This is a genomic window from Robiginitalea myxolifaciens (genome assembly GCF_900115205.1).
Lineage (GTDB): Bacteria > Bacteroidota > Bacteroidia > Flavobacteriales > Flavobacteriaceae > Robiginitalea > Robiginitalea myxolifaciens.
Window position 1 is genome coordinate 832,642 of sequence record NZ_FOYQ01000001.1, and the last position, 24,953, is coordinate 857,594.

The following is a 24,953-nucleotide window of genomic DNA, read 5'->3' on the forward strand; positions in this document are numbered from 1 at the left end:
TTTTTAACCCTTGCAACCGGCGAACCTATGTACCTGATTTTTGATACCGAAACCACCGGGCTCCCCAAGCGATGGGATGCCCCTGTTAGTGACCTAGACAACTGGCCGCGTTGTGTACAGATCGCCTGGCAATTGCACGATGCCCAGGGGAATCTGCTGGAACAATACGATGCCCTGATCCAGCCGGAAGGGTTCAATATCCCTTACGAAGCGGAACAAATCCACGGGATTTCCACCCAACTGGCCCAAGAGGAAGGGTTACCCATGCAGGAAGTGCTCGACGCCTTTGATCAGGCGCTGTCGCGGACAAAATTTCTGGTCGGTCAGAACGTAGGCTTTGACATCAACGTTATGGGATCGGAGTATTTCCGTTTCCGCGGTGCAGACCCACTATCCGAACTTCCGGTTCTCGACACCTGTACGGAGGAAACGGCTGCCCTTTGCCAGCTGCCAGGAGGAAGAGGTGGGAAATTCAAGCTACCCACCCTTACTGAGCTGCACGAATTCCTCTTTGGAGAGCCATTCGGGGAAGCCCACAACGCTACTGCCGATGTAGAGGCTACTACCCGTTGTTTTCTGGAATTGTTGCGCCGGGAATCCTACCCCCTCAGCCAACTAAACCAGGGGCCGGATTATTACCGGGAATTCAAGCGTAACAATCCTGAGCCGATTGCTCCAATAGGACTCAAGCACGTTAATCTTAAAAAGGCATCGGCACGACTCCTAAAAAAGGAGGAAACAATCCAGGGACCTTCCCAGGCCGAAATACAGGAAAATGAAGAGGCGCTGGAATCGGTTGGTTTTGCCCACCTGCATAATCACAGTCAGTTCTCCGTCCTGCAGTCTACCATTGCAGTCGCAGATCTGGTGGCTGCGGCAGCCAAACACAAGATGCCGGCCGTTGCCCTGACGGATCATGCCAACATGATGGGCGCCTTCCACTTTGTAAAGGAAGTCAAGGCACATAATCAAAAAATTGCTGCGGCGCAGGAAGCTGCTGCAGAAGCCGGAGGGGTGGAGGAATCGGATTCCGAAAGTCCGAAACCACTGGTCCCCATCATCGGTTGCGAGTTTTTCGTCTGCAACGACCGTCACGATCGTTCCCACAAAGATTACGGCTACCAGGTGGTTTTCCTGGCAAAGAATAAAAAGGGGTATCACAACCTGGCGAAGATGTCGTCCATCGCCTATACGGAAGGCTTTTACTACGTGCCCCGAATAGACCGGGAAGTGGTCCTCGCCCACAAGGACGATCTGATTGTACTTACCGGAAACCTCTACGGGGAGGTTCCTTCGAAAATCCTGAACCAGGGGGAAAAACAGGCCGAAGAAGCCCTGCTCTGGTGGAAAGAAGCTTTTGGCGACGACCTCTATATAGAGCTGATGCGTCACGGACAGGAAGACGAAGATCGCGCCAACCGATCCCTGGTAAACCTGGCGCAAAAGCACGGGGTAAAACTGGTCGCCACCAACAATACCTACTACTGCGAGAAAGAGGACGCAGAAGCCCACGACATCCTGCTCTGTGTGAAGGAAGGGGAAAAACAGGCCACACCAATAGGCAGGGGACGCGGCTACCGTTTTGGTCTGCCGAACCAGGAATACTATTTCAAATCGGACGATGCTATGAAGGCCCTTTTTAAGGATTTGCCGGAAAGTATTCAGTCCATTCCCGAGATCATTGAAAAGATCGAACCCTTTGACCTGGCACGCGATGTCTTGCTGCCCAAATTTGAAATTCCCGAGGAATTCCAGGTCCCTGAAGATGAACAGGACGGAGGGAAACGCGGGGAGAACGCTTACCTGAGACACATCACCTACAAAGGAGCGGAGGCCCGTTACGGAGAGGTAGATGCCGAAAAACAGGAGCGTATCGATTTTGAGTTACAGACCATTGCGAATTCCGGATATCCAGGCTACTTCCTCATTGTAGAAGACTTTATCCGGGAAGCGCGGAATATGGGTGTTTCTGTAGGTCCCGGACGCGGATCAGCAGCCGGGTCCGTGGTTGCTTACTGTCTTGGGATTACCAATATTGACCCCTTAAAGTACGACCTGCTTTTTGAGCGGTTCCTGAATCCCGACCGGGTGAGCATGCCCGATATCGATATCGACTTTGACGACGAAGGCCGCTCTAAAGTCATGGACTATGTGATTGAAAAATATGGTGCCAACCAGGTAGCCCAGATCATAACCTATGGCACCATGGCAGCGAAGTCGTCTATCCGGGATACCGCCCGGGTCCTGGATTTGCCCCTGAATGATGCCGACCGGATCGCCAAACTGATCCCGAATATGACCAAACTCGGGAAGATCTTTGGAAAGCCCGAAGCCGAATTACGCCAGAAATTCCGATCCGATGACCTCTCCAAGGTCAACGAGCTACTCAATATTTCCGAAGGGGAAGACCTGGAGGCACAAACGGTGAACATGGCGCGGGTGCTCGAGGGCTCCGTGCGGAATACGGGGATTCACGCCTGCGGGGTCATTATTACCCCGGACGATATCACCAAGTTTGTCCCGGTGGCCACGGCTAAGGATTCCGACCTGTACGTGACCCAGTTCGACAACTCGGTGGTGGAGAGCGCCGGCCTTTTGAAAATGGATTTCCTGGGGCTTAAAACCCTGACCCTAATCAAGGATACCGTAAAAATTGTCAAGGCCCGGCAGGGAATCGAGCTCGTCCCGGACGACTTCCCCCTGGACGACGAAAAGACCTATGAGCTTTTCCAGCGCGGGGAAACTGTGGGGATCTTCCAATACGAATCCCCCGGGATGCAAAAGCACCTCAAGGACCTGAAACCAACGGTCTTTGACGACCTGATTGCCATGAATGCCCTGTACCGCCCGGGCCCCATGGAATACATCCCCAGTTTCATTGCCCGAAAACACGGGAAGGAGGAGATTTCCTATGACCTCCCGGAAATGGAAGAGAACCTGAAGGAAACCTACGGGATAACCGTTTACCAGGAGCAGGTGATGCTGCTCTCCCAGAAGCTAGCAGGATTCAGTAAGGGTGAAGCCGATGTCCTCCGGAAAGCAATGGGTAAAAAGATCTTTGCCCTCCTGCAAAAACTCAAACCAAAATTTCTCGATGGCGGGGAAGCTAATGGTCATCCCAGGGAAGTCCTGGAAAAGATCTGGAAGGATTGGGAAGCCTTCGCCTCTTATGCCTTTAACAAGAGCCACTCCACCTGTTACGCCTATATCGCCTATCAGACGGCTTATCTGAAAGCGCACTACCCGGCCGAATACATGGCCGCGGTGCTTTCCAACAACATGAACGACATTAAGCAGGTGACGTTCTTTATGGAGGAATGTCGCCGCATGGGGCTCGACGTTTTGGGGCCGGATGTCAACGAATCCTATTACAAGTTCGCCGTGAACAAAGAGAACCAGGTTCGTTTTGGGATGGGTGCAATCAAAGGCGTTGGCCGCTCGGCCGTGGAAGCGATTGTCGAAGAACGCAAAGCATCTGGGAACTACAGCTCACTATTTGACCTGGTCAAACGGGTCGATTTACGGGCTGCCAATAAAAAGGCTTTTGAGAACCTGGCCCTGGCCGGTGGTTTTGATTCCTTGAGTACGGCCCACCGCGCCCAGTATTTCCATTGCAACCCGGACGGGGTAAGCTTCCTGGAGAAAATCATGCGCTTCGGGGCGCGCTTCCAGGAGAGTCAGAATTCCGCCCAGGTAAGCCTGTTCGGCGAAAACAGTGATGTCCAGATAGCTGAACCGGAGATTCCTCCCTGCCCGCCCTGGGGCACCCTGGAAACCCTGAAACGGGAAAAAGAAGTGGTGGGAATCTATATTTCCGGCCATCCGCTGGACGACTTCCAGGTGGAAATCAAATCCTTCTGCAATGGGGAAATTGTTGCCCTGAATGATTTATCACAACTCCTGAATCGTGAACTCTCCCTGGCTGGCATCATTACCGATGTGCAACACCGCGTATCGCGCAATGGAAAAGGTTGGGCCGCCTTTACCCTGGAGGATTATTCCGAGAGTTATGAGTTCCGGATTTTTGGGGAGGAATACCTGAAATTCCGGCATTTCCTTACCATAAACGGTTTTATTTACCTGAAGGTTTTCGTTCGGGAAGGCTGGGTAAACCGGGAAACGGGCAAGCAAGGAGATCCCCGACTGCAATTCAACAACATCATGTTATTGCAGGATGTGATGGAGACCTTTGCCCGTAAGCTCACGATTCAACTCGATATCGACCAACTTCAGGAAGAACGCATCCAGCGGTTGCAGGATACCCTGAGGAGTTTTAAAGGAAAGCACCCTTTGAGTTTTACGGTCTACGAAATGGAAGATGCCATTAAGGTAAACCTGGCCAGTCGGAAACAAAAAGTACACATTAGTTCTGAGCTACTTAACTCCCTGGTAGAACAGGAGGTGCACTATAAATTGAATTGATCGGGCCATCGGTAAAACGAATACTGCCCGTGTAAGGCTTCGAGCCAATTATTGACTAACTTTGCAGTAATTAAAACAGTTGCAATCATGGCATTAGAAATAACAGACGCTAGTTTTGACGAGGTCGTACTCAAAAGCGATAAACCAGTAATGGTAGACTTTTGGGCAGCCTGGTGTGGCCCTTGCCGCATGGTAGGACCGATCATCGAAGAACTAAGCACAGAATATGAAGGAAAAGCTGTAGTGGGTAAGGTAGATGTTGATGTAAATCAGCAGTTCGCCGCTAAGTATGGCGTGCGCAACATTCCTACCGTGCTGGTCTTTAAAAATGGGGAAATCGTTAACCGACAGGTTGGTGTTAGCCCTAAGAAAGTCTATGCTGACGCTATTGATGCTGCCCTTTAAGCGCGAAATTTTTCTTCCGCATTAAAGGCTTCATCCTTTCCATAATTTGATGATGATAAAAACCCCGGGCGCTATGCCCGGGGTTTTGTTTTAAGCACTAGCGGCGGCTTTCAGCGAGACACCGCCTGCTTGGTTTTTGCAGCCTCGCTGTTTCGTATCTTTACTACATGATTCTCAAATCTGAGCTTAACAAAGCCCCTTTATTCGATAACCTGCAATTGCTGGCGCGGCAGGTGGTGGAAGGGTATATCAGTGGGATACATAAAAGTCCTTTTCACGGCTACTCTGCAGAATTTGCTGAACACAAAATCTACAACCCCGGGGAAAGCACCAAACACATCGACTGGAAGCTTTTCGCCCGCACCGATAAACTCTACACCAAACGCTATGAGGAGGAAACCAACCTGCGGTGCCACCTGATCCTCGACAACAGCGCTTCGATGTACTACCCCCAGGTTCCCCGGCTAGACCTGGATCATTTAAACAAAATGGGCTTTGCCGTACTGGCTGCTGCCGCCCTTATGGAACTGCTCAAAAAGCAACGCGATGCGGTAGGTCTGAGCGTATTTTCAGATACCTATGCCTATTACGCCGGGGAAAAGGGTAGCGAGCGCCATTATCAAATGCTGCTGGCCGCACTTTCTGAAGTCGGGCAAAGTCAGGGCGATTCCCGGAAAACGGAACTGCCTACCTACCTCCATCAAATCGCGGAAAAGCTAAAACGTCGCAGCCTGGTAGCGCTCTTTACCGATATGTTCCAGGACAATGCCCAGGACGAAGAACTCTTTGAAGCCCTCAGGCACCTGAAGTACAACAAACACGATGTTATCCTCTTCCACCTAACCGATAAGGCTACGGAAATTGCCTTTGATTTTGAGAATTCCCCAAGGCGCTTTACCGATGTGGAAAGCGGCGCAACTATTGACTTATTTCCCGAGCAGGTCCGCCGGCAGTATCAGGAGCATATGGCAGCCTATATTGAGGAATTGAAACAGGTTTGCGCGAAATATCAAATCAAATATAGCGGGGTGGATATTGCCCAGCCTTTTGCCAGGGTGTTTAACACCTTCCTCGTAGAACGGCAGCGTTTTACCTAGTCCTACGCTTCACGGTATCCAGCCCATCCAAAGTTTCAGCCCGGAAGTTCACCGATAAAGTCTGATCTGCTGTCGCACAAATTGAATTTTTTATTTGCCGATACACAGAAGTAACTTATATTTGCCCACGCTTTTGCACAAAAGCACTGACAATTTCTGTAAAACTAACTGTTGTTAGAATCCCGTAAGGGTTAGAAACTTGGTCTGGTAGTTCAGTTGGTTAGAATACCTGCCTGTCACGCAGGGGGTCGCGGGTTCGAGTCCCGTCCAGACCGCCAATAAAATCAAGCCCTCACAGATGTGGGGGCTTTTTTATTTCTCCATTTATAAACTATTTATAAACATTCAAGGGTTTAATAATCAATATTTTAAATAAGACTAAAAAAGTCATATATTGAGACTATAAATAGGTCAGCCAATAATTACTATGGAAGTCATCTGTGTTCAAAAAGAAGCTTTTTATGCCCTTTTCGATAAGGTGGTTGAACACATTGAATCCAACCGGAAAGACAATAAAGAAAAATGGATTGATGGAGAAGAGGCCATGTCAATCCTTAAAATAAAATCTACGACCACCCTTCAAAAATTGAGGGATGAGGGAAAAATCAGGTTTTCCCAGCCCCAAAAAAAGATTATCCTTTACGACAGGGACTCCATTATGGAATATATCGAGAAACACGCCAGAGAAACATTTTAACTATGGAAGAAGAAAACAAGGTTGACGAAAAATTCAAAAGTGCTTTTAATCTTGGTTATCGAGTTGCGGAGGAGTTGAATCTAAAAACATTGATATTTGAGAATCAAGAAAAGATAATGCCAGATAATCCTATGCATTTGGGTATGCAGCAATTTATTGATGAAGCCAAGCTTTCCATAAATAAACGGCAAAATAAATCCATTGACGAAACAAAAAGTAAATCTCGAAAAAAGAGCAGGGGCAAGGGTTTAGGTCTTTGACACTAAATTCAGTTCGCTTATTTAGTTATTTAGGTACTATAAGTACCGAAAATTTAATTTTTTTAAACCAATTCCTTAAACGGGTTTAAAAAATTACGTATTTTGGTACCATGAGTACCGATTCCAAATTAAAAATAAACCAACTGTTGAGTTCACATCCTTCGGGCATCGTGTACTTATCTTCTTGGTTGGTAACGCAAGGTTATAGTCTTGACTTGCAAAAGAGGTATCGTAAGAGCGATTGGTTTACGTCTATTGGTACCGGAGCCATGATACGTTCAGGAGAAGATGTTGGCTACGAAGGGGCCATCTATGCCCTACAGAAACAGGCAGGTTTATTAATCCATCCCGGGGGTAAAACTGCTCTAGCACTTCTTGGAAAATCACATTATTTGGAGCTATCCCAAAAAAGGGCGACCCTCTTTGGCGGCAAAGCCGAGCGTTTGCCCGCTTGGTGTGTGCGGTACGATTGGGGCATAAAACTGGACTATCACAGTTCTTCTTTTTTGCCCTCGGATATCGGACTTACCGAGATTGAGCTAAAAACGTTTTCAATCAAGGTTTCCAACGCGGCAAGGGCATTGATGGAGTGTCTTTATCTAGCACCCAAAAAGCAAACATTGCTAGAGTGTTACCAATTGATGGAGGGCTTGAATAATCTGAGGCCCGATCTGATCCAGAACCTATTGGAAAACTGCAGCTCGATAAAGGTCAAACGCCTTTTTCTCTATATGGCTGAAAAGGCCAATCACAGTTGGTTCCAACATATTAAAACTGAGATTATAGATTTGGGAAGCGGTAAACGAAGCATCGTAGAAGATGGCATTTACAATAGAAAATATAAAATAACCGTCCCGAAAGAGCTTGAAAATGGCGAATTATAAACCACAGGTATCTTTATTGTTGACCGTGCTGCCCGAAGTGGCAAAGGAAGACTGTTTTGCACTACACGGGGGAACGGCCATCAATCTATTCGTTAGAGAGATGCCCAGACTATCGGTGGACATTGATCTCACTTATATCACCTTGGAGGACAGGGAAACCTCATTTGAAAATATCAACGGTGCCTTGGGGCGAATAAAGGACAATGTGGAAGCAATAGCAACAGATGTCAGGATTGTACATAAGCCTGAAAATCTGAAACTTCAAATATCGAATGGGGAGGCTCAAATAAAACTGGAAGTCAATCAGGCCATGCGTGGAACCATGGAACCGCCCGTTACCATGATATTGTGCGAGACAGCCCAAGAAACTTTTGATGCCTTTTGCGAAATTCAAGTTGTACCCATCGGTCAACTTTACGGCGGAAAAATATGTGCTGCACTCGACCGCCAACACCCTAGAGATTTGTTCGATGTCAAACTTCTTCTCGAAAATGAGGGCTTTACAGAGCAAATCAAAACCGGATTTCTTTTTGGCCTTTTAAGCAGCAAGCGACCGATTCATGAACTTCTGAATCCAAATCTTATTGACCAGCGTTCGGCAATGAGCAATCAATTTGAGGGCATGAGTGAAGAAGAATTCACTTATGAAGATTTTGAGACTACGAGAAGTTTGCTCATCAAAACCATTCATGAGAATCTTACCGACAAGGACAAGGAATTTCTACTGAGTTTCCAAAATGGTACTCCCGATTGGAGTTTATTCGATTTTGGAGATTACCCTGCCGTGCAATGGAAATTGCAAAATCTTCAAAAACTAAGGGAATCCAATCTAGAAAAGCATAAGGAGCAGCTAAGTCTCTTAAAAAGTGCGCTTGTAGTATCAACATAGTCTTGAACACGCCTCATATGGCAATCCGTTATCACGTAAGTATAATTTTGAACTAGAAAACAGGCACGGGGTTATTTGATGATTAACAATACATATCCATAACTTCTAAAATATTTTCATAGGTATATTCATCCACCAGCGACAAATCGAACTCATCGGCGAAATTACATAGGAGCACTTTGAGTTCCTCAATGGTTTCCTGTTCTAGACCGCTTGCATTGGGTTCGTAAATCTTATACGCGAGAGACCTGCCGAATTCTTTATCGAAGTTTGTTTCGGAACCAACAGCAGCATCATATTCGAAACCTTCCAAATAATACAAATATTTCTGGTTCACACCCCAGAAATACAAAGTGATTTCTTCCTCTTTTTTCAGATTGTTTTTAAAACACCATAGCATTTCAAATAAGGCCAGTTCAATTTCGTAAGGCAAGTCAAATCCGTAATAGTTAACACTTTCGAACAAGTCGGTAATAGCCCTGTTATTTGATTGCGGTTCAAAGGAAAATTCCATCAATAGTTTACGGAGCACTATCTTTTTGAAATAGGCTACCGTGACCGAATTGACCTCTTTTGTGATGAACATTTTATCGCTGATACTGATCAAAAGGCTATGAATTTTCTTGCTAATGGATGTTCGAATCTGGGGATTACTCAAAGATACCGAGTGGAGATTTTAAAGAAGGAGTAGTACTCATTTTTAACTTTTATATCCATTCATATATTCCCAGGCAGCTGCGGAAGTCGCACAAAAATTTCACTCCAATCCTTCCCGTTCGAACACGCTTCGCCGGTCCGACCATGAAGTCTTTCCGTTCCAGTTTTGCCCGACCCCCTCGGCCAGCGCAAAAGCACAAGCGGCTGAAAAAGCCGCTTGAACTTTTTTCCCCCTACCCACAAAAAACCAAGGCAAGACTATACCCTTTTCCAAGATTATCAACTTCCATATGAGACCATTTAAAAGTTAATGCTGTACCCATTTGAACTCAAATGGTTTGATATGATTTTATGATATAAATATTTGATTATTAAATAGTTATAATCAAAATCAATCACTTATATTTATCCGTGGAACGGATAGCGAGCTATATTCTAAGTTACTTAGAATTGTCTACTTCTGGCGAAGTGTTTGCCCTGAAAAATCAGCAAAAATGGAACAACGGAAAAGAGGCCGAAAACGGTTGGGGAAAAAGAAGCGGTACCATAACGTAATGCTCCGTTTCAACGATTCGGAATACGCAAAATTGAAGGTACTATGCGAATCGTTTGCTCTGGATATTTCAAAACGGGGAACAATAAGCCCCCTGTTAAGAAGGTTGGTACTTAACCAAAAAGCCGATGAAAAAGACAGGCTTCCCGATACCTCAAACCTGGCATACCAAATCAATAAAATTGGCAACAACATCAACCAACTGGTCAAGCTGGCACACCATAAGAATTTGAAAAACCCGAACACGGGCCTGCAAGATGAAATACAGAGGACGAACGGACTGTTGCTGGAACTCGTGGAAATTATAAATGAGGAAAAAACAGGATGATTGGAAACATCATTTATGGCGAGACCTGTCAGGGAACGTTGAACTATGTTCTCGGCAAGGGAGGTATGCGAATACTCGGTTATGGAAACACATTTTCCCAAGACATCACGCCAAAGTTTTTCGGGAGCGTACTGCATTTTCAGGGACAGCGCAACGCCACCAAGAACCGATATGCCCATATCAGTCTGAACCTTCCCCATGGGGAACATCTTGACGACGCGACCTTCTTCAAAATATCGAAGGAATACATGGACAGCATGGGGTATGGGGAACAGCCCTACGTCGTAGTCAGGCATACGGATACCAAGCACGAGCATGTACATATCGTGACCACCAACGTAAAGGAAGACGGAAAGGTGCTCAGCATCTTCAACAGCTATCGCAGGAACATTGCGGCACACCAGGCCCTCGAAAGAAAGTACGGCCTATCGCCATCCCCAAGCACCAAACAGGAAAGGGAACTTCCGCTTTACCGATTACCGGAGCTGAAATTAGATGTGGACAACACCCAAGGAACGAGGTTCTACATTCAGGACGTTTTGAACACTATCCTCCAAAAATATAAGGTGCGAAGCTTCGAAGAATTGGCGAGACTCGTCAGGCCCTATCATATCGAAATAAAGCAGACCAAGAGCAAATCCGGTCGGATTGGAGTGGCCTATGGTCTAAACAACCAACAGGGCTATCGTACTAGGTTCATCAACGGCTCCAAGGTACACCGACAATTGAGCGGCCCGAAACTGCAAAAGATGTTCGATATCCATTCAAGGTCAAAGCAGCTGCCAATGCATCGGAAACGCTTGCTCAAACAGATAGAGACCACCTATAATCTTTTCAAGACTATCAAGCCGCACGATCTGGAAGAAGTGCTCAGGAAATACCAGAACATCGATATAAAACTTGATACGAAAGGCGATACCATCGAGGGATATACCATTTTTGACAAATCTCGGTATGTTTTCAGGGAAAGGGAACTCAGCAAGGACATCCGCATGCTGAATCGTATGGACATTTTCGGGAATGATGATGTACCAACGACAATCGACATCGAGAACAAACAGTTTAAACTGGAAGTCCATAAATTGCTAAAGGAAGCCTTTCGCACCTCCTATATAAAATCCCAAAAGCAGGAAGGACTGTATTCAGATTACATTGCCAGAATCAATCCCAAAAAAGTTTCCACACATTTATTGGAATCTAAAAGCTTTTTGTTCCTGCACCGATACGTTCCAAAAGACCAAAAGGAATATCTCAAAAGGGTCTTTGCCAATGCCTATCCGAAGGTCAGGGATGAACTGTACATACGAGAAACAAAAAAAGAGGAAGAAACCTTAAAGAACAAGTTCAGGCTCATAGGCAAGGTATTGGAAAAGCAAGTCTTCAATGTGGGCACAAAAGGGGGAAGTGTCAGGCACCTTTTCCAGTCGTTGGGGGTTCGCTACCACGACAATGAAATTTTGTTTGCAGATTCCAATAAGCATAGCCTGCCCGCTCATATAGGAAAGCTCGACTTTCCCAATAGCATGGAAGATTACGTTTCCAAGGCCTCTGTGCGCGAGAACCATCTGGTGTTAGAGATGCTCACAGAAGAGAATCTAGAAAACCGTAAAAAGCCAACTGCGACCGCCATTTTCCTGCCGATGGTATTTCCACGGCTCTTCGAGCGTATGAACAACAATCATAAGCAGCAATTTGATACCATTGCCTTGGAAGCCTATGTGAAATACGCCGAGCGAGTACATGCGCCATTTGAAAAATCCCCAAAGGACTATGTCGCTTTTTTCAACGCCAAGGGGTTCTATTTTGAAAAGGGAGAAAAGGGATTCAGGGTCAAATCGATTTACACAAACCATAGTGCTAGCTACACTCTATCGAAAAGGACGGGCCGTTATCTGGATTCCATTCCCAATTTGGCTTTAGTATTACAAGAACAGGATAAGGTCATGAATGGTTTGGTAGAAGATGGTAGGGACAATCTCAAAAACTTATGGGCAGGCTATTTGACTGAAAAGGGACTGTACAATAGTGTCGCCTATATGTTCACCAAAGAGAACATCGATCCAAACTTGCACAAAGAAATAGTTCAGCACCATTTGGAAAACGGACTTCAAAAAGCGATACGGGAGGCCATCACCAAAAAATCCACGATAGAACACAATCGTGTTCTCAGAAAAAGTGCTGCTACCTTAAGTTCCTTGTTGGACAACAGAGATGAGAACATAGAGGAAGCCTATAATGGGTTCAAGGATGAGCTGACCGATTGGAAGAAGCGCAAGAAAAGAGGCAGGGGGCTTTCATTTTAAAAACCTGATTTCTAATTCAATGCCGAAAAAGTCTGGTTTTCCAAATAACGTCCTTTCATAACCCCGCTTCTAAATCATTAGCGTAAACTAAACATTTCTTAAAGTCACTATACGAATGTTAAATATTTGTAGTTTTGTATTTAGATGAGAGAAGTCTTTCAGAAAATAACATCCCTTTCAATGGCACTTTTAGTGCTGTTTTCCACGATGTCCTTTTCAGTGGAAATGCACTATTGTGGAGACCATTTGGTAGATTTTAGCTTCATACAAAAAGTGGATACGTGTATGATGAAAGCTGAGAAAGCCAAACCTCAAAGCCAGTGTTCCATGCCGGATATGGACATGGAAATGGACTGTTGTTCGGATGTCGAGGTTGTTTTCGAAGGGCAAGACGATTTAAAATTGTCCTTTGACCAGCTTTCATTTGATCAACAAATTTTCCTCACCTCTTTCGTTTATTCTTATGTCAACCTTTTTGAAGGATTTGACGAGAATATAGTTCCCTTTAAGGACTATGCACCACCTCCCCTGATACGGGATGTACAGGTACTACACCAGACCTTTTTAATTTGATTTTTAGTCAGTAGCCTACTCTTTTTGTAGGCAAGAAGCCCAATGAAACTCCTTCATCTGGGCAAAACGTGTTGTCTATCACGCACGTCATGCATTACTGTCTAATTATCAAATCATATGCTGAACAAAGCAATAAAATTCCTGATTGAAAATAAGTTGGTAGCCTTATTGCTATTGGCACTCTTTGTGGGCTGGGGCATCGTCCATGCACCTTTTAAATGGGATATAGGATTTTTACCTAATAATCCCGTCGCAGTGGATGCCATTCCCGATATAGGGGAAAACCAACAGATTGTCTTCACCAAGTGGGACGGTCGGTCGCCACAGGACATCGAAGACCAGATTACCTATCCGCTTACTACATCCTTGCTGGGGATACCAGGGGTTAAAACCATTCGTAGTTCCTCGATGTTCGGATTTTCCAGCATCTACATCATTTTTGAGGAGGATATCGAATTCTACTGGTCACGAAGCCGAATACTCGAAAAATTGAATTCCCTTCCAGCGGGGTTGCTGCCTGATGGGGTAAATCCTTCCCTTGGCCCTGATGCTACAGGCCTTGGGCAGATTTTTTGGTACACCTTGGAGGGTCGCGATAAAGAGGGTGATGTCACAGGTGGTTGGGACTTGCACGAACTTCGAAGCATACAGGATTATTATGTGAAATATGCCCTTTCTACGGCAAGCGGGGTCTCTGAAGTAGCTTCCATTGGTGGTTATGTTCAGGAATACCAGATTGACGTAAACCCTGAACTGATGCGTCAATACAATATTCATTTGAGTGATGTGGTAAAGGCCGTCAAGCAATCCAATCAGGACATTGGCGCGCAGACCTTGGAAATCAATCAAGCAGAATATCTAGTACGTGGATTGGGCTATGTGAAGTCTATCGCTGACATCGAAAATGCAGTAGTGGATGCCGAAAACTACACCTCAATTCGAATAAAGGATGTGGCACAAGTGAACTTAGGGCCTGCCACCCGCAGGGGGTTATTGGACAAGGAAGGTGCCGAAGTGGTCGGTGGTGTTGTGGTCGCCCGATATGGAGCCAATCCTTTGGAAGTCATCAATAATGTCAAGGACCAGATCACAGAACTTTCATCAGGTTTGCCCACAAAAGAACTGGCAGACGGACGAACCTCCCAAGTGACCATCGTCCCGTTTTATGACCGTACCGAACTCATCCAAGAGACTTTGGGAACACTCAATGAAGCACTGACCTTGGAAATCCTGATTACGGTGTTGGTCATCATCGTTATGGTGTTCAACCTAAGGGCCTCCATCCTGATTTCAGGATTGCTTCCCGTGGCCGTTTTGATGGTCTTTATCTCCATGAAAATGTTCGGGGTAGATGCAAATATCGTGGCCTTATCAGGTATCGCCATTGCCATTGGAACCATGGTGGATGTGGGGGTCATCCTTTCCGAAAATATTATCCGACACATTGACGAGAACGATGGAAGACCTGAAAAGGAACAATTGCCCATCAATAGTGTGGTCTACAATGCCACGGCAGAAGTTTCAGGAGCCATTCTAACGGCCGTACTGACCACTATCATCAGTTTTATTCCTGTATTTACCATGGTAGGAGCCGAGGGAAAATTGTTTCGCCCTTTGGCCTTTACCAAAACCATGGCCCTTACTGCATCAATTATCGTAGCACTTTTCCTGATACCACCTTTTGCCGCTTATTTTTTCAAAAAGCAAAAACTAAAAACCTTTTCCAGATATATCATCCATGGGACACTCATAATTCTGGGCTTTACGGCAGTGTTCTTTGGCTATTGGCTCGGATTGGTGTTGGTAGCCTTTGGGAGTATGGCACTATTGGCATTGAGGGATATACTTACCCAAAAACAATACAATCTGGGAACTATCCTGGTATCAGCAGTCGCAATTGTCTTTCTGTTGGCGGTGTATTGGAGGCCTTTGGGATTTGACCGGAGCGTTTTGATGAACCTGATTTTTGTGGGCATCATCAGCTTCGGACTTTTGGGAACGTTTTGGGTCTTTAGAATGTACTATACGCAAATATTGCGATGGGCTTTACGAAATAAATTCCTTTTTCTTTCAATTCCTACTATCATCGTGGTGTGCGGAATACTTATCATGCGAAATACGGGGAAGGAATTTATGCCCTCGCTCAACGAAGGCTCGTTCCTTTTGATGCCCACCTCTTTGCCACATGCTGGAGTAGAAGAGAACAAACGTGTTTTGCGGCAATTGGATATGGCGGTGGCCAGCATTCCCGAAATTGAGACCGTTGTCGGAAAGGCAGGTCGCACGGAATCCGCTTTAGATCCAGCACCACTCTCCATGTACGAGAATGTGATTCAATATCGTTCCGAGTACGAACATAATGAAGAAGGGGAGCCACAACGCTTTAAAGTGAACGAGGATGGTTTTTTTGAGCTAAAGAATGGAAAAGTGGTGGCCAATCCCAATCTTGAGATTAAAGGAGAAGCCGATTATTCAAAAAGACAAGTGGCAAATCCCTATCGCATAGAAAGAGACCAGTTGATTCCCGATAATGACGGAGAATATTTCCGTAACTGGCGACCTGAAATACAATCCCCCGATGACATTTGGAATGAAATTGTTAAGGTGACCAAATTGCCCGGGGTAACATCCGCACCAAAACTACAGCCCATCGAGACCCGTTTGGTCATGCTACAGACGGGGATGCGCGCACCTATGGGCATTAAGGTAAAAGGTCAGGATTTAAGGGAGATAGAGGCGTTTGGACTCCAGTTGGAAGGCATTTTGAAAACTGCAGAAGGTGTCAAGGAACAGGCGGTTTTTGCGGACCGAATTGTTGGAAAACCCTATTTGCTTATTGACATTGACCGCGAGCGACTGGCACGCTACGGCGTCACTATTGAGGACGTCCAAAAAATACTGTCGATTGCAGTTGGCGGCATGCCATTGACCCAGACCGTGGAAGGTAGGGAGCGATATGCCGTTCGAGTACGTTATCCAAGGGAGCTGAGGGCCAACCCTGACGATTTGAAGAATATTTATGTGCCAGTTTCCAAGGGAAGTCCGGTGCCACTTAGCGAATTGGTAAAGATTCGCTATGAACAAGGACCACAAGTCATCAAGAGCGAGGATACTTTTTTGGTGGGATACGTGCTGTTCGACAAGTTGGATGGTTTTGCGGAAGTGGATGTGGTAGAGAATGCACAAGCAGCTATTCAGGCCAAAATTGATAGTGGTGAACTGATTGTTCCCAAAGGAATCAACTTTGCCTTTACAGGAACCTATGAAAATCAGCTACGGGCCGAGAAGACCTTGTCTGTGGTTGTACCATTGGCACTCGTTATCATCTTCTTGATTCTGTACTTCCAGTTTAGAAGTGTGGCCACTTCCTTAATGGTCTTTACCGGAATAGCAGTTGCCTTTGCGGGTGGCTTTATCATGATTTGGTTGTACGGACAGGAATGGTTCTTCAATTTTCATTTGTTCGGGGAAAATTGGCGCGACCTCTTTCAGATGCACACGATTAACCTAAGTGTGGCCGTCTGGGTAGGGTTTATAGCCCTTTTTGGTATCGCCACGGATGATGGTGTGGTGATGGCGACCTACCTCACCCAAACTTTTGATAGGAACAAACCTGATGATGTAAAAGGAGTTCGCGATTCCGTGGTCGAAGCAGGTGAAAAGCGCATCCGCCCCTGTTTGATGACCACCGCGACCACCATACTGGCCTTGCTTCCTATTTTGACCTCAACGGGACGGGGAAGCGATATCATGATTCCCATGGCCATACCATCGTTCGGGGGAATGCTCATTGCGCTGATTACACTCTTCGTGGTACCCGTGCTGTTTGGATGGCGAAAAGAAGTTCAACTTAAAAAGCTTAGCAGATGAAAACGAACAACATAATTATCATCATCGGTCTTTTGTTTGTTTCCGCTTTTGGGACTGCACAACAATTACAGTCTTTTATCGAGGAGGCTCAAAGAAACAATCCAAATATCCAGGCATACGAGCTGCGCTACAACATTGCCAAAGAAAAGGTGAATGAAGCCAATTGGATTCCCAATACCGAATTCGGAGCGGGCTATTTTATGAGCGAGCCTGAAACCAGAACGGGTGCCCAAAAAGCACGGTTTTCGGCAAGGCAGATGTTGCCGTGGTTCGGAACGGTTTCCACACGTGAAAAATATGCCGCTACCATGGCAGAGACCGATTATGTGGACTATCTGGTGGCCAAACGAAAATTGGCATTGTCCGTGGCACAATCCTATTATATACTGTATGGCTTACAGGCAAAGCAGAGGGTTTTGGATGAGAATGTCCAATTGCTAAAGACCTATGAAGAACTGGCACTGACTTCCGTTGAAGTGGGTAAGGCCAGTGCCGTTGACGTATTGCGATTACAGATACGCCAAAATGAGCTACAACAGCAAAAGGAAATCTTGCAAGAACAGTTTACAGCAGAGCAAGCCAATTTTAATGCATTGTTGAATCGGAATCCTAGTTTGGCGATCGAGGTGGTAGAAGAAATGGTTATTCCCGAAAATGACCCTATTACTTCCGACAGCATTCAGTTGAATCCCGAACTGCTGCGCTTTGATAAAATGTACGAGTCCGTTGCCCAAGCCGAATTACTGAACCAAAAAGAAAGGGGACCTATGTTCGGAGTCGGTCTGGATTTTATTCCGGTTGAGGAAAGGCCAGATATGACCTTTAGCGATAACGGAAAAGATATAGTGATGCCCATGGTATCCCTATCCATTCCCATTTTCAACAAGCAGTATGGTTCCAGAACCAAACAAAATGAACTCCGCAAGCAGGAAATCAATTTCCAGAAACAGGAAAGATCGAACGTATTGGAAACTGCTTTTGCAAGAGCGGTAGCTCAGCGCAATGAAGCCCGTATCGCATTCGATACCCAGACCAAAAATATAAAACAGGCAAAAGATGCGGAGCAAATCCTGTTGAAGAACTATGAAACGGGCACCATAGATTTCAATGACGTGCTGGACATTCAAGAACTGCAATTAAAATTTCAACTCAATCAAATTCAATCCGTGCAACTGTACTATGTGCAGTCGGCACTTATAAATTATTTAATAAACTAAAAATCGTAACAATGAACACAAAATTTAAAATAATAATAGTAGCAATGGCATTGACTATAACGGCTAGCTGCAAAGAGAACAAGAACCGTCAGGATGCCAAAATGAACACTCCTGAAGAAGTGGTGCAACAGAAAGAACAGAGTCCAGATATAGCGGATGCCTCTTTTGTGGACGGCATGACCGGAAAGGCATGGCACAATTACCTACAGGTTCGTACCGCCTTGGTGAACAGCGATGCCAAAGGGGTGCAAACAGCTGCGGGCAATCTTGCTGAAAGCTTTGGAGAAGAGCGGGCACAATTAAAATCCTTGGCTATGGAGCTATCGGAAGCTGATGATATTGAGAAGCAGCGAAAACTATTTTCCGACTTTGGAAAGGAGGTCGAGCCTTTGTTCAAGGAGGGTCTGGGTGAAGGAACCATTTACAAACAATTTTGCCCTATGGCTTTTAACAACACTGGAGGCCATTGGTTGAGTGATGTGGATGAAATCCGCAATCCCTATTTCGGGGTCAAAATGTTGAAGTGTGGAAAAGTAACGGAAACAATCTCTAAATAAGAATCGCTATGGAAAATGATAACAACAAGAGTAACTACGGAAAATTTGCCCTAATGATGGGGGTATCCTTTATGGTAATGTACGCCGTCATGTTTTTGAACGCTGATGTCTATGACCATGTTATGCTAAGCAATACACGTACCTACATGACCATACTGATGATAGCACCCATGGCCATTTCCATGATGCTTTTCATGTGGGGCATGTACAAAAACAGGAAGCTGAACTATATTATCATGGGGCTTTCGGCAATAGTCTTTGTTGCCACTTTATATGGATTACGCCAACAGGTATTTATTTCCGATGTGCAATGGATGAAGGCGATGATACCGCATCACTCCAGTGCCATAATGGTAAGCCAGAAAGCGCATTTAAAGGATCCGGAGGCCATAAAGCTTGCGGAGGAAATCATTGAGGCACAGGAGCGCGAGATTGCACAGATGAAAAAGATGATATATCGATTGGAAAACGCAAAAGATTAGGGTATGAAGCTAATAAGATTGTCCCTGTTGTTAATTGTTCTTGTAAGTTGTAATAACAATAAGGAACCCATGGGTAAAGTGTACCATAATGGTGCATTGCGAACCCTTATGAAAGGTGATTTGAATACTGTTGTACAACTGGACTCTTTGAAGGGCAAGGACAATCTTTATGCGCTAGGAGCAGCTTCAAACCTAAAGGGAGAGATTCAGATTTTCAATGGCTCACCGGTAAACGCCCGCGTTGAAAACGAAAAGATCATCATCGATTCTTCATTTGATGAAAGTGCCTCTCTATTGGTATATGCCCAGATACCAGTATGGACTGAAATTACTATTCCCGCATCAGTCAAAACCAAAGTTGCTTTGGAAGAATTCATTCAGGTAAGTGCTATGAACAAAGGGCTTGATATGGGTAGACCTTTTCCTTTCCTTGTTGAAGGTGAGATTTCCTCACTCGATTGGCATGTTATTGACTGGCCTGAAGGGGATACGCTACATACACATGAAAAACATAGGAATTCTGGGCTTAATGGAACAATAAAGGAGAAAGAGGTCGAAATAATCGGTTTCTTTTCATTGCATCACAAAACTGTGTTCACGCATCATTCAACAAATATCCATATACACTTTAAAACCGAAGACCGTTCATTGGCGGGGCATGTTGATGACTTGCAATTGGGAAATGATACAAAACTTAAACTGCCAAAAAAATGAAGCACACCTATCATATACACGGAATGACCTGCAACGGTTGCAGAGCCCATGTTGAGAAAGCACTAGCAAAAGTGGATGGGGTAAATGAGGTATCGGTGGATTTAGAAAAAGCTGAGGCGACCATTGAAATGGAATCCCATGTACCCATCGAAAGATTTCAGGGGGCCTTGGCAGAGGATGGCGGTTCATACAGTATCCATCCACCAGGAGAACACTATCACGTTGAAAAGAAAAAAGAACAAAAACCAAAAGGCAAGGGAACGGGAACATTTTACTGTCCGATGCACTGCGAGGGTGATAAAACCTATGACAAACCCGGTGATTGTCCTGTTTGTGGAATGGATTTGGTGGAGGAGCAAAATCTATCCTCAAATGCTTCCGATGGGCAATGGACTTGCCCTATGCATCCAGAGGTCTTAAAAGACGAGCCTGGCAGTTGCCCGATATGCGGTATGGACTTGGTACCGATGGAACCCGACCTGTCAGCGGAGGAAAAGACCTATAAAAGATTGCTCAAGAAATTTTGGGTTGCGGTTGCCTTCACCTTGCCCATTTTCCTGATCGCTATGAGCGAAATGATACCGAACAATCCTTTGTACGCTGTTTTGGAACAAAAGTATTGGAACTGGATACAGTTCGTGCTTTCGATTCCGGTGGTCTTTTATGCCACTTGGATGTTCTTCGAACGTGCGTATCGCAGCATCGTCACATGGAACCTGAATATGTTTACGCTCATAGGCATTGGTGCGGGAGTGGCGTGGCTTTTCAGTGTGGTGGGCATGTTGCTACCCGATGTTTTTCCTGAACAGTTCAAAACAGAGCAGGGAACGGTGCACGTCTATTTTGAGGCTGCTACCGTTATCTTGACCTTGGTGCTTTTAGGTCAGGTTTTGGAGGCCAGGGCGCACAGTAAGACCAATTCTGCAGTTAAGGAATTGCTCAAACTTGCCCCCAACAAAGCTATAAAGGTGGTCGAGGGCGAAGAAATTGAAGTGCCTATCGATGACATCGAAATTGGTAATATACTTAAAGTGAAACCAGGCGATAAAATTCCTGTGGATGGCATCATCGCCGAAGGGCACAGTGCCATCGATGAATCCATGATAACAGGGGAACCCATTCCCGTCAACAAAGAGGAAGGCGATAAAGTAAGCAGTGGAACCATCAACGGTAACCAGTCCTTTTTGATGAAAGCTGAAAAAGTGGGCAGCGATACCTTGCTTTCCCAAATTATCACCATGGTCAATGAGGCCAGTCGGAGCCGTGCCCCCATTCAAAAACTGGCAGACACGGTATCGGCCTATTTTGTGCCCATCGTGGTCCTTATCGCTGTTGTCACTTTTGGGGTGTGGGCGATTTGGGGACCAGAACCTGCCTATGTCTATGCACTTGTGAATGCCATTGCCGTATTGATCATCGCCTGTCCCTGTGCTTTGGGATTAGCAACTCCCATGTCTGTGATGGTTGGGGTGGGTAAGGGTGCACAGAACGGTGTGCTTATCAAAAATGCTGAAGCCCTCGAAAAGATGGACAAAGTAGATACGCTAATAGTTGACAAAACAGGAACCATCACCGAGGGAAAACCCACTGTGGAAAAAGTAGGCTCATTTGATGATAGTCTTGATGAGGCCCAAATACTTGAATTCATAGTTGCGCTCAACAGCAATAGTGAACATCCGCTGGCAGAGGCCACAGTAGCTTACGGAAAGGAAAAAAAGGTGAAAGCAAATAAGGCCGATAACTTCAATGCAGTTACTGGTAAAGGTGTGGAAGGTAAGGTGGACGGAAAACAACTCGCTCTGGGAAATCCTAAAATGATGGACTACGCCAACGCTGAAATTTCCGAAGAGAAAGAAAACACAGCAAAGAAATTTCAGAAACAGGGCAAAACGGTTTCCTATTTAGCTGTTGATGGTAAGGTCGTTGGATATGTGGTCATAGGTGATAAAATCAAAGAGACCAGTGCCAAGGCAATCAAGGAACTCCAGAACAAGGGCATCGATGTTATCATGCTTACAGGAGACAACCACGATACTGCTCAGGCCGTGGCCAGTGAGCTGAACCTTGCGGACTTCAAAGCAAGTATGCTCCCAGAGGACAAACTCAAAGAAGTGGAACGGTTGCAGACTGAAGGAAAATCCGTGGCAATGGCAGGTGATGGAATCAATGATGCACCTGCCCTGGCAAAGAGCGATGTGGGTATTGCCATGGGCACGGGTACGGACGTGGCCATTGAGAGTGCTGCAATAACCTTGGTAAAAGGCGATCTGCACGGGATAGTCAAGGCCAGAAATCTCAGCGATGTTGTTATGAGGAATATCAAGCAAAACCTATTTTTTGCTTTGATATACAATACCTTGGGAGTGCCCGTTGCCGCTGGGGTATTGTACCCTTTCTTTGGGATTTTGCTTTCACCCATGATTGCGGCATTGGCCATGAGTTTTAGTTCGGTCTCGGTAATCGCAAATGCATTGAGACTGCGTTCAACCAAAATAGATAGCTAATGGTTAAAAGAAAAACAGCAAATTGGATTCGAAAATCCCACAGATACCTTGGTATCTTTCTGGGCATCCAATTTTTGATGTGGACAGTAAGTGGGTTGTACTTCAGCTGGACGGACATCGATGACATCCACGGGGACCATTTCAAGAATATGGATTACCAACCTACTGCCTTTTCGGGATTGATGGCACCTTCATCACTGAATGTTCCAAAGGGCATCAAATCCATCGAAATCAGGGACATTAACGGTCAGCCTTATTACTGGATCAATAAGAGCCATTTGTACAACGCTTTGGATGGCAAAATGAAATCCTCAATAAACCAGGACGAAGCCTTGTATGTTGCCAATAATTACGTGAAAGATGAATTAAAAGTAGCCGATGTGAAACTTATTGAAGAAGTTGGGAAACATCATGAATATCGGGAAAAACTCTTGCCGGCCTATGTAATTTCATATCAAGGGGCAGATAACTTGAAGGCTTACGTTTCGGCAATCGATGGAAAATTTCAAACGGTTCGCCATCGTGATTGGCGCATTTTTGATTTTCTGTGGATGACCCATACGATGGATTATGAAGGTCGGGATGATTTTAACACCGCCGTGCTTCGAGCGTTTTCACTGTTGGGGTTGATTACGGTTTTAAGTGGATTTATATTATGGTATATCAGTTCACCTTCACTAATTAAATTGAAAAAACGATTAAAAATAAAGAGATGAAGAAGGGTATTATTTACATAGGAATAGCAGCCATAATCGGATTGGTGTTAGGCTATTTGCTCTTTGGAGATTCAGCTTCAAGCAATATGGATGCAGATAAACATAACCATGGCGCGGCATCGGAAAGTCAAATGTGGACTTGTTCAATGCATCCTCAGATAATGCAGCCGGAGCAAGGAGACTGCCCAATTTGTGGCATGGATTTGATTCCCGCTGAATCGGGTAAGGATGGTTTGGCACCTGAACAATTCGCCATGACAGATAATGCACTTGCTTTGGCCAATATCCAGACCACAGTCATAGGCTCTGCTTCAACGGATAATGACAACACCATTAACTTGTCAGGTAAGATTGCCGTCAATGAGGAAGCAATTGCCGTTCAGGCCAGTTATTTTGATGGGAGGATTGAACGATTGAATGTGAACTATGAAGGGCAAGAAGTACGCAAAGGACAACTACTGGCTTCCATTTACTCTCCAGAATTAGTAGCTGCCCAACAAGAATTATTGACCGCAGCATCTTTGAAAGCCTCACAGCCACAATTATATAAAGCTGTTCGAAACAAGTTGAAACTCTGGAAACTATCTGAAAACCAAATCGATGGTATTGAAAGTTCTGGAAAGGTGACAGAATACTTCCCGGTGTATGCAACAGTTTCAGGAACGGTTTCAGAAGTAATGAGTGCAGAAGGCGATTATGTCAAAAAAGGGCAACCCATTGTAAAGGTGAGCAATCTAAATACGGTCTGGGCTGAATTTGATGCCTATGAAAGTCAATTGTCATTGTTCAGTAAGGGACAAAGTGTTCGTATCACTACCAATGCATATCCCAATAAAACCTTCGATGGCAAAATATCTTTTATCGACCCGATGTTGAATAATGCCACAAGAACCGTTACGGTTCGAGCTACGCTGAAAAATCAGGATAATATCTTCAAGCCAGGGATGTTCGTGATGGGCACCATAGAGGGTGATAAAATTGGAAAAAGCGAAACCGAACTAATGGTTCCTTCCTCCGCAGTAATGTGGACAGGGGAACGCTCACTGGTATATGTGAAAGTAAAATCGGATGAGCCCGTTTTTGAAATGCGCGAAGTAATGCTTGGGGCAAGAATTGGTGAGCAAATTGAAGTGACATCTGGTCTGAAAGCTGGAGAAGAAATAGTCACCAATGGCACCTTTACGGTGGATGCTGCTGCCCAATTACAGGGGAAGAAAAGTATGATGAACAAGGCAGGCGGCCGGACAATGACAGGTCATGAAGGCCATATAGGAATGCAGGAAAATGTGGTTTCAGACAATTCAAGTGCAATGATGAAAATGGAGTTTTCGGATTCATTTCAAGAACAATTTGAAATAGGGTTGCCAGCTTACCTAAAGTTGAAGGACGCTCTGGTTGCCAGTGATGCCAAACAAACTTCTATGGAAGCAAAATCGATGATGGAAGTATTGGAGGAAATTGACGATTCTAAACTAGGAAATATGGAAAAGGCCCATTTCAGCAAAATCATTGAAATGTTAAAGGCAATTGCCGTAAATCGGGATATAGAAAATCAACGAACCCATTTCGTAATCCTAAACGAAAATATGGTGGCTATTGCCAGCAACTTAAAATCTTTGGACGATACTCTCTATGTGCAGCAATGTCCTATGGCCAATAGTAATAAAGGCGCAGTTTGGTTAAGTGCTGAGGAAGATATTAGAAACCCCTACTACGGGGATGCGATGTTGACTTGTGGGAGTGTTGTCGAAGTTTTGAAATGAGGTAAAGAAAGAATTTTACGGTTTGAATGAAATAGTCTCAACTATCATTCTTTTTTAAACTG

General features: G+C 45.1%; 19 protein-coding genes and 1 tRNA gene. 19 read left to right on the forward strand and 1 reads right to left on the reverse strand.

Annotation, left to right across the window (positions count from 1 at the left end; genetic code table 11):
- The first annotated feature begins 27 nt into the window (after positions 1 to 27).
- The 8 genes from dnaE to BM318_RS03715 all read left to right on the forward strand — a co-directional run bounded on the left by dnaE (position 28) and on the right by BM318_RS03715 (position 8,654).
- Positions 28 to 4,422 carry a DNA polymerase III subunit alpha gene (gene dnaE, locus BM318_RS03680; RefSeq protein WP_092980770.1) on the forward strand — a complete coding sequence of 1,465 codons (4,395 nt, stop codon included), beginning with the start codon at positions 28 to 30 and terminating at the stop codon, positions 4,420 to 4,422.
- A gap of 87 nt (positions 4,423 to 4,509) precedes the next feature.
- Positions 4,510 to 4,827, forward strand: coding sequence for a thioredoxin (gene trxA, locus BM318_RS03685; RefSeq protein WP_092980772.1), 318 nt, complete (start codon positions 4,510 to 4,512; stop codon positions 4,825 to 4,827).
- Positions 4,828 to 4,994: 167 nt separating this feature from the next.
- Positions 4,995 to 5,924, forward strand: coding sequence for a DUF58 domain-containing protein (locus BM318_RS03690; protein WP_092980774.1), 930 nt, complete (start codon positions 4,995 to 4,997; stop codon positions 5,922 to 5,924).
- Between the two features lie 201 nt (positions 5,925 to 6,125).
- Positions 6,126 to 6,202 (forward strand) — tRNA-Asp (locus BM318_RS03695).
- 149 nt (positions 6,203 to 6,351) lie between these two features.
- Positions 6,352 to 6,621 (forward strand): helix-turn-helix domain-containing protein, encoded by a 270-nt coding sequence (locus tag BM318_RS03700; protein WP_092980776.1) that lies wholly within the window; start codon positions 6,352 to 6,354, stop codon positions 6,619 to 6,621.
- Positions 6,622 to 6,623: 2 nt separating this feature from the next.
- Positions 6,624 to 6,881, forward strand: a complete 258-nt coding sequence (locus BM318_RS03705) for a hypothetical protein (RefSeq protein WP_092980778.1) — start codon at positions 6,624 to 6,626, stop codon at positions 6,879 to 6,881.
- 110 nt (positions 6,882 to 6,991) lie between these two features.
- The gene (locus tag BM318_RS03710) at positions 6,992 to 7,765 is read left to right on the forward strand and encodes a type IV toxin-antitoxin system AbiEi family antitoxin (protein ID WP_092980780.1); all 774 of its coding nucleotides are present in this window, start codon (positions 6,992 to 6,994) and stop codon (positions 7,763 to 7,765) included.
- Positions 7,752 to 8,654 (forward strand): nucleotidyl transferase AbiEii/AbiGii toxin family protein, encoded by a 903-nt coding sequence (locus tag BM318_RS03715; RefSeq protein WP_092980782.1) that lies wholly within the window; start codon positions 7,752 to 7,754, stop codon positions 8,652 to 8,654. Before BM318_RS03710 ends, BM318_RS03715 begins: the two co-directional genes overlap by 14 nt.
- Before the next feature lie 82 nt (positions 8,655 to 8,736).
- Here the strand turns inward: BM318_RS03715 and BM318_RS03720 are convergent, their stop codons facing one another.
- Positions 8,737 to 9,240, reverse strand: a complete 504-nt coding sequence (locus BM318_RS03720; protein WP_143099912.1) for a hypothetical protein — start codon at positions 9,238 to 9,240, stop codon at positions 8,737 to 8,739.
- A 565-nt stretch (positions 9,241 to 9,805) separates the two neighbouring features.
- On the opposite strand from BM318_RS03720, the gene BM318_RS03730 reads away from it, so the two are divergent.
- The 11 genes from BM318_RS03730 (at position 9,806) to BM318_RS03780 (ending at position 24,891) form a co-directional block, all read left to right on the forward strand.
- A complete protein-coding gene (locus BM318_RS03730; RefSeq protein ID WP_143099913.1) occupies positions 9,806 to 10,192 on the forward strand; it encodes a MobC family plasmid mobilization relaxosome protein in 387 nt (128 codons plus the stop codon).
- On the forward strand, positions 10,189 to 12,495 hold the full coding sequence (locus BM318_RS03735; protein ID WP_092980789.1) for a relaxase/mobilization nuclease domain-containing protein: 2,307 nt from the start codon (positions 10,189 to 10,191) through the stop codon (positions 12,493 to 12,495). Before BM318_RS03730 ends, BM318_RS03735 begins: the two co-directional genes overlap by 4 nt.
- 144 nt (positions 12,496 to 12,639) lie before the next feature.
- On the forward strand, positions 12,640 to 13,068 hold the full coding sequence (locus tag BM318_RS03740) for an HYC_CC_PP family protein (protein ID WP_092980790.1): 429 nt from the start codon (positions 12,640 to 12,642) through the stop codon (positions 13,066 to 13,068).
- A gap of 117 nt (positions 13,069 to 13,185) precedes the next feature.
- Positions 13,186 to 16,938 (forward strand): efflux RND transporter permease subunit, encoded by a 3,753-nt coding sequence (locus tag BM318_RS03745; RefSeq protein WP_092980792.1) that lies wholly within the window; start codon positions 13,186 to 13,188, stop codon positions 16,936 to 16,938.
- Positions 16,935 to 18,155, forward strand: coding sequence for a TolC family protein (locus BM318_RS03750; RefSeq protein WP_092980793.1), 1,221 nt, complete (start codon positions 16,935 to 16,937; stop codon positions 18,153 to 18,155). Before BM318_RS03745 ends, BM318_RS03750 begins: the two co-directional genes overlap by 4 nt.
- 11 nt (positions 18,156 to 18,166) lie before the next feature.
- Entirely contained in the window at positions 18,167 to 18,712 is a 546-nt protein-coding gene (locus BM318_RS03755; protein WP_092980794.1) for a DUF3347 domain-containing protein, read from the forward strand.
- A gap of 8 nt (positions 18,713 to 18,720) precedes the next feature.
- Positions 18,721 to 19,194 (forward strand): DUF305 domain-containing protein, encoded by a 474-nt coding sequence (locus BM318_RS03760; protein WP_092980795.1) that lies wholly within the window; start codon positions 18,721 to 18,723, stop codon positions 19,192 to 19,194.
- Positions 19,195 to 19,197: 3 nt separating this feature from the next.
- Entirely contained in the window at positions 19,198 to 19,908 is a 711-nt protein-coding gene (locus BM318_RS03765; protein WP_092980796.1) for an acetolactate decarboxylase, read from the forward strand.
- A complete protein-coding gene (locus tag BM318_RS03770) occupies positions 19,905 to 22,412 on the forward strand; it encodes a heavy metal translocating P-type ATPase (protein ID WP_092980797.1) in 2,508 nt (835 codons plus the stop codon). Before BM318_RS03765 ends, BM318_RS03770 begins: the two co-directional genes overlap by 4 nt.
- Complete coding sequence (locus tag BM318_RS03775; protein ID WP_092980799.1) at positions 22,412 to 23,128, forward strand: PepSY domain-containing protein; 717 nt, start codon at positions 22,412 to 22,414, stop codon at positions 23,126 to 23,128. Before BM318_RS03770 ends, BM318_RS03775 begins: the two co-directional genes overlap by 1 nt.
- On the forward strand, positions 23,125 to 24,891 hold the full coding sequence (locus tag BM318_RS03780; RefSeq protein ID WP_092980800.1) for an efflux RND transporter periplasmic adaptor subunit: 1,767 nt from the start codon (positions 23,125 to 23,127) through the stop codon (positions 24,889 to 24,891). Before BM318_RS03775 ends, BM318_RS03780 begins: the two co-directional genes overlap by 4 nt.
- The last annotated feature ends 62 nt before the right edge of the window (positions 24,892 to 24,953 follow it).

Excerpts from the sequence above, each read along its gene's own strand:
- BM318_RS03770 (WP_092980797.1), top strand. The coding sequence starts at position 19,905 with ATGAAGCACACCTATCATATACACGGAATGACCTGCAACGGTTGCAGA.
- trxA (WP_092980772.1), top strand. The coding sequence starts at position 4,510 with ATGGCATTAGAAATAACAGACGCTAGTTTTGACGAGGTCGTACTCAAA.
- BM318_RS03700 (WP_092980776.1), top strand. The coding sequence starts at position 6,352 with ATGGAAGTCATCTGTGTTCAAAAAGAAGCTTTTTATGCCCTTTTCGAT.
- dnaE (WP_092980770.1), top strand. The coding sequence starts at position 28 with ATGTACCTGATTTTTGATACCGAAACCACCGGGCTCCCCAAGCGATGG.
- BM318_RS03705 (WP_092980778.1), top strand. The coding sequence starts at position 6,624 with ATGGAAGAAGAAAACAAGGTTGACGAAAAATTCAAAAGTGCTTTTAAT.
- BM318_RS03775 (WP_092980799.1), top strand. The coding sequence starts at position 22,412 with ATGGTTAAAAGAAAAACAGCAAATTGGATTCGAAAATCCCACAGATAC.
- BM318_RS03760 (WP_092980795.1), top strand. The coding sequence starts at position 18,721 with ATGGAAAATGATAACAACAAGAGTAACTACGGAAAATTTGCCCTAATG.
- BM318_RS03715 (WP_092980782.1), top strand. The coding sequence starts at position 7,752 with ATGGCGAATTATAAACCACAGGTATCTTTATTGTTGACCGTGCTGCCC.
- BM318_RS03690 (WP_092980774.1), top strand. The coding sequence starts at position 4,995 with ATGATTCTCAAATCTGAGCTTAACAAAGCCCCTTTATTCGATAACCTG.
- BM318_RS03780 (WP_092980800.1), top strand. The coding sequence starts at position 23,125 with ATGAAGAAGGGTATTATTTACATAGGAATAGCAGCCATAATCGGATTG.
- BM318_RS03735 (WP_092980789.1), top strand. The coding sequence starts at position 10,189 with ATGATTGGAAACATCATTTATGGCGAGACCTGTCAGGGAACGTTGAAC.
- BM318_RS03740 (WP_092980790.1), top strand. The coding sequence starts at position 12,640 with ATGAGAGAAGTCTTTCAGAAAATAACATCCCTTTCAATGGCACTTTTA.
- BM318_RS03765 (WP_092980796.1), top strand. The coding sequence starts at position 19,198 with ATGAAGCTAATAAGATTGTCCCTGTTGTTAATTGTTCTTGTAAGTTGT.
- BM318_RS03755 (WP_092980794.1), top strand. The coding sequence starts at position 18,167 with ATGAACACAAAATTTAAAATAATAATAGTAGCAATGGCATTGACTATA.
- BM318_RS03730 (WP_143099913.1), top strand. The coding sequence starts at position 9,806 with ATGGAACAACGGAAAAGAGGCCGAAAACGGTTGGGGAAAAAGAAGCGG.
- BM318_RS03720 (WP_143099912.1), bottom strand. The coding sequence starts at position 9,240 with ATGTTCATCACAAAAGAGGTCAATTCGGTCACGGTAGCCTATTTCAAA.
- BM318_RS03750 (WP_092980793.1), top strand. The coding sequence starts at position 16,935 with ATGAAAACGAACAACATAATTATCATCATCGGTCTTTTGTTTGTTTCC.
- BM318_RS03710 (WP_092980780.1), top strand. The coding sequence starts at position 6,992 with ATGAGTACCGATTCCAAATTAAAAATAAACCAACTGTTGAGTTCACAT.
- BM318_RS03745 (WP_092980792.1), top strand. The coding sequence starts at position 13,186 with ATGCTGAACAAAGCAATAAAATTCCTGATTGAAAATAAGTTGGTAGCC.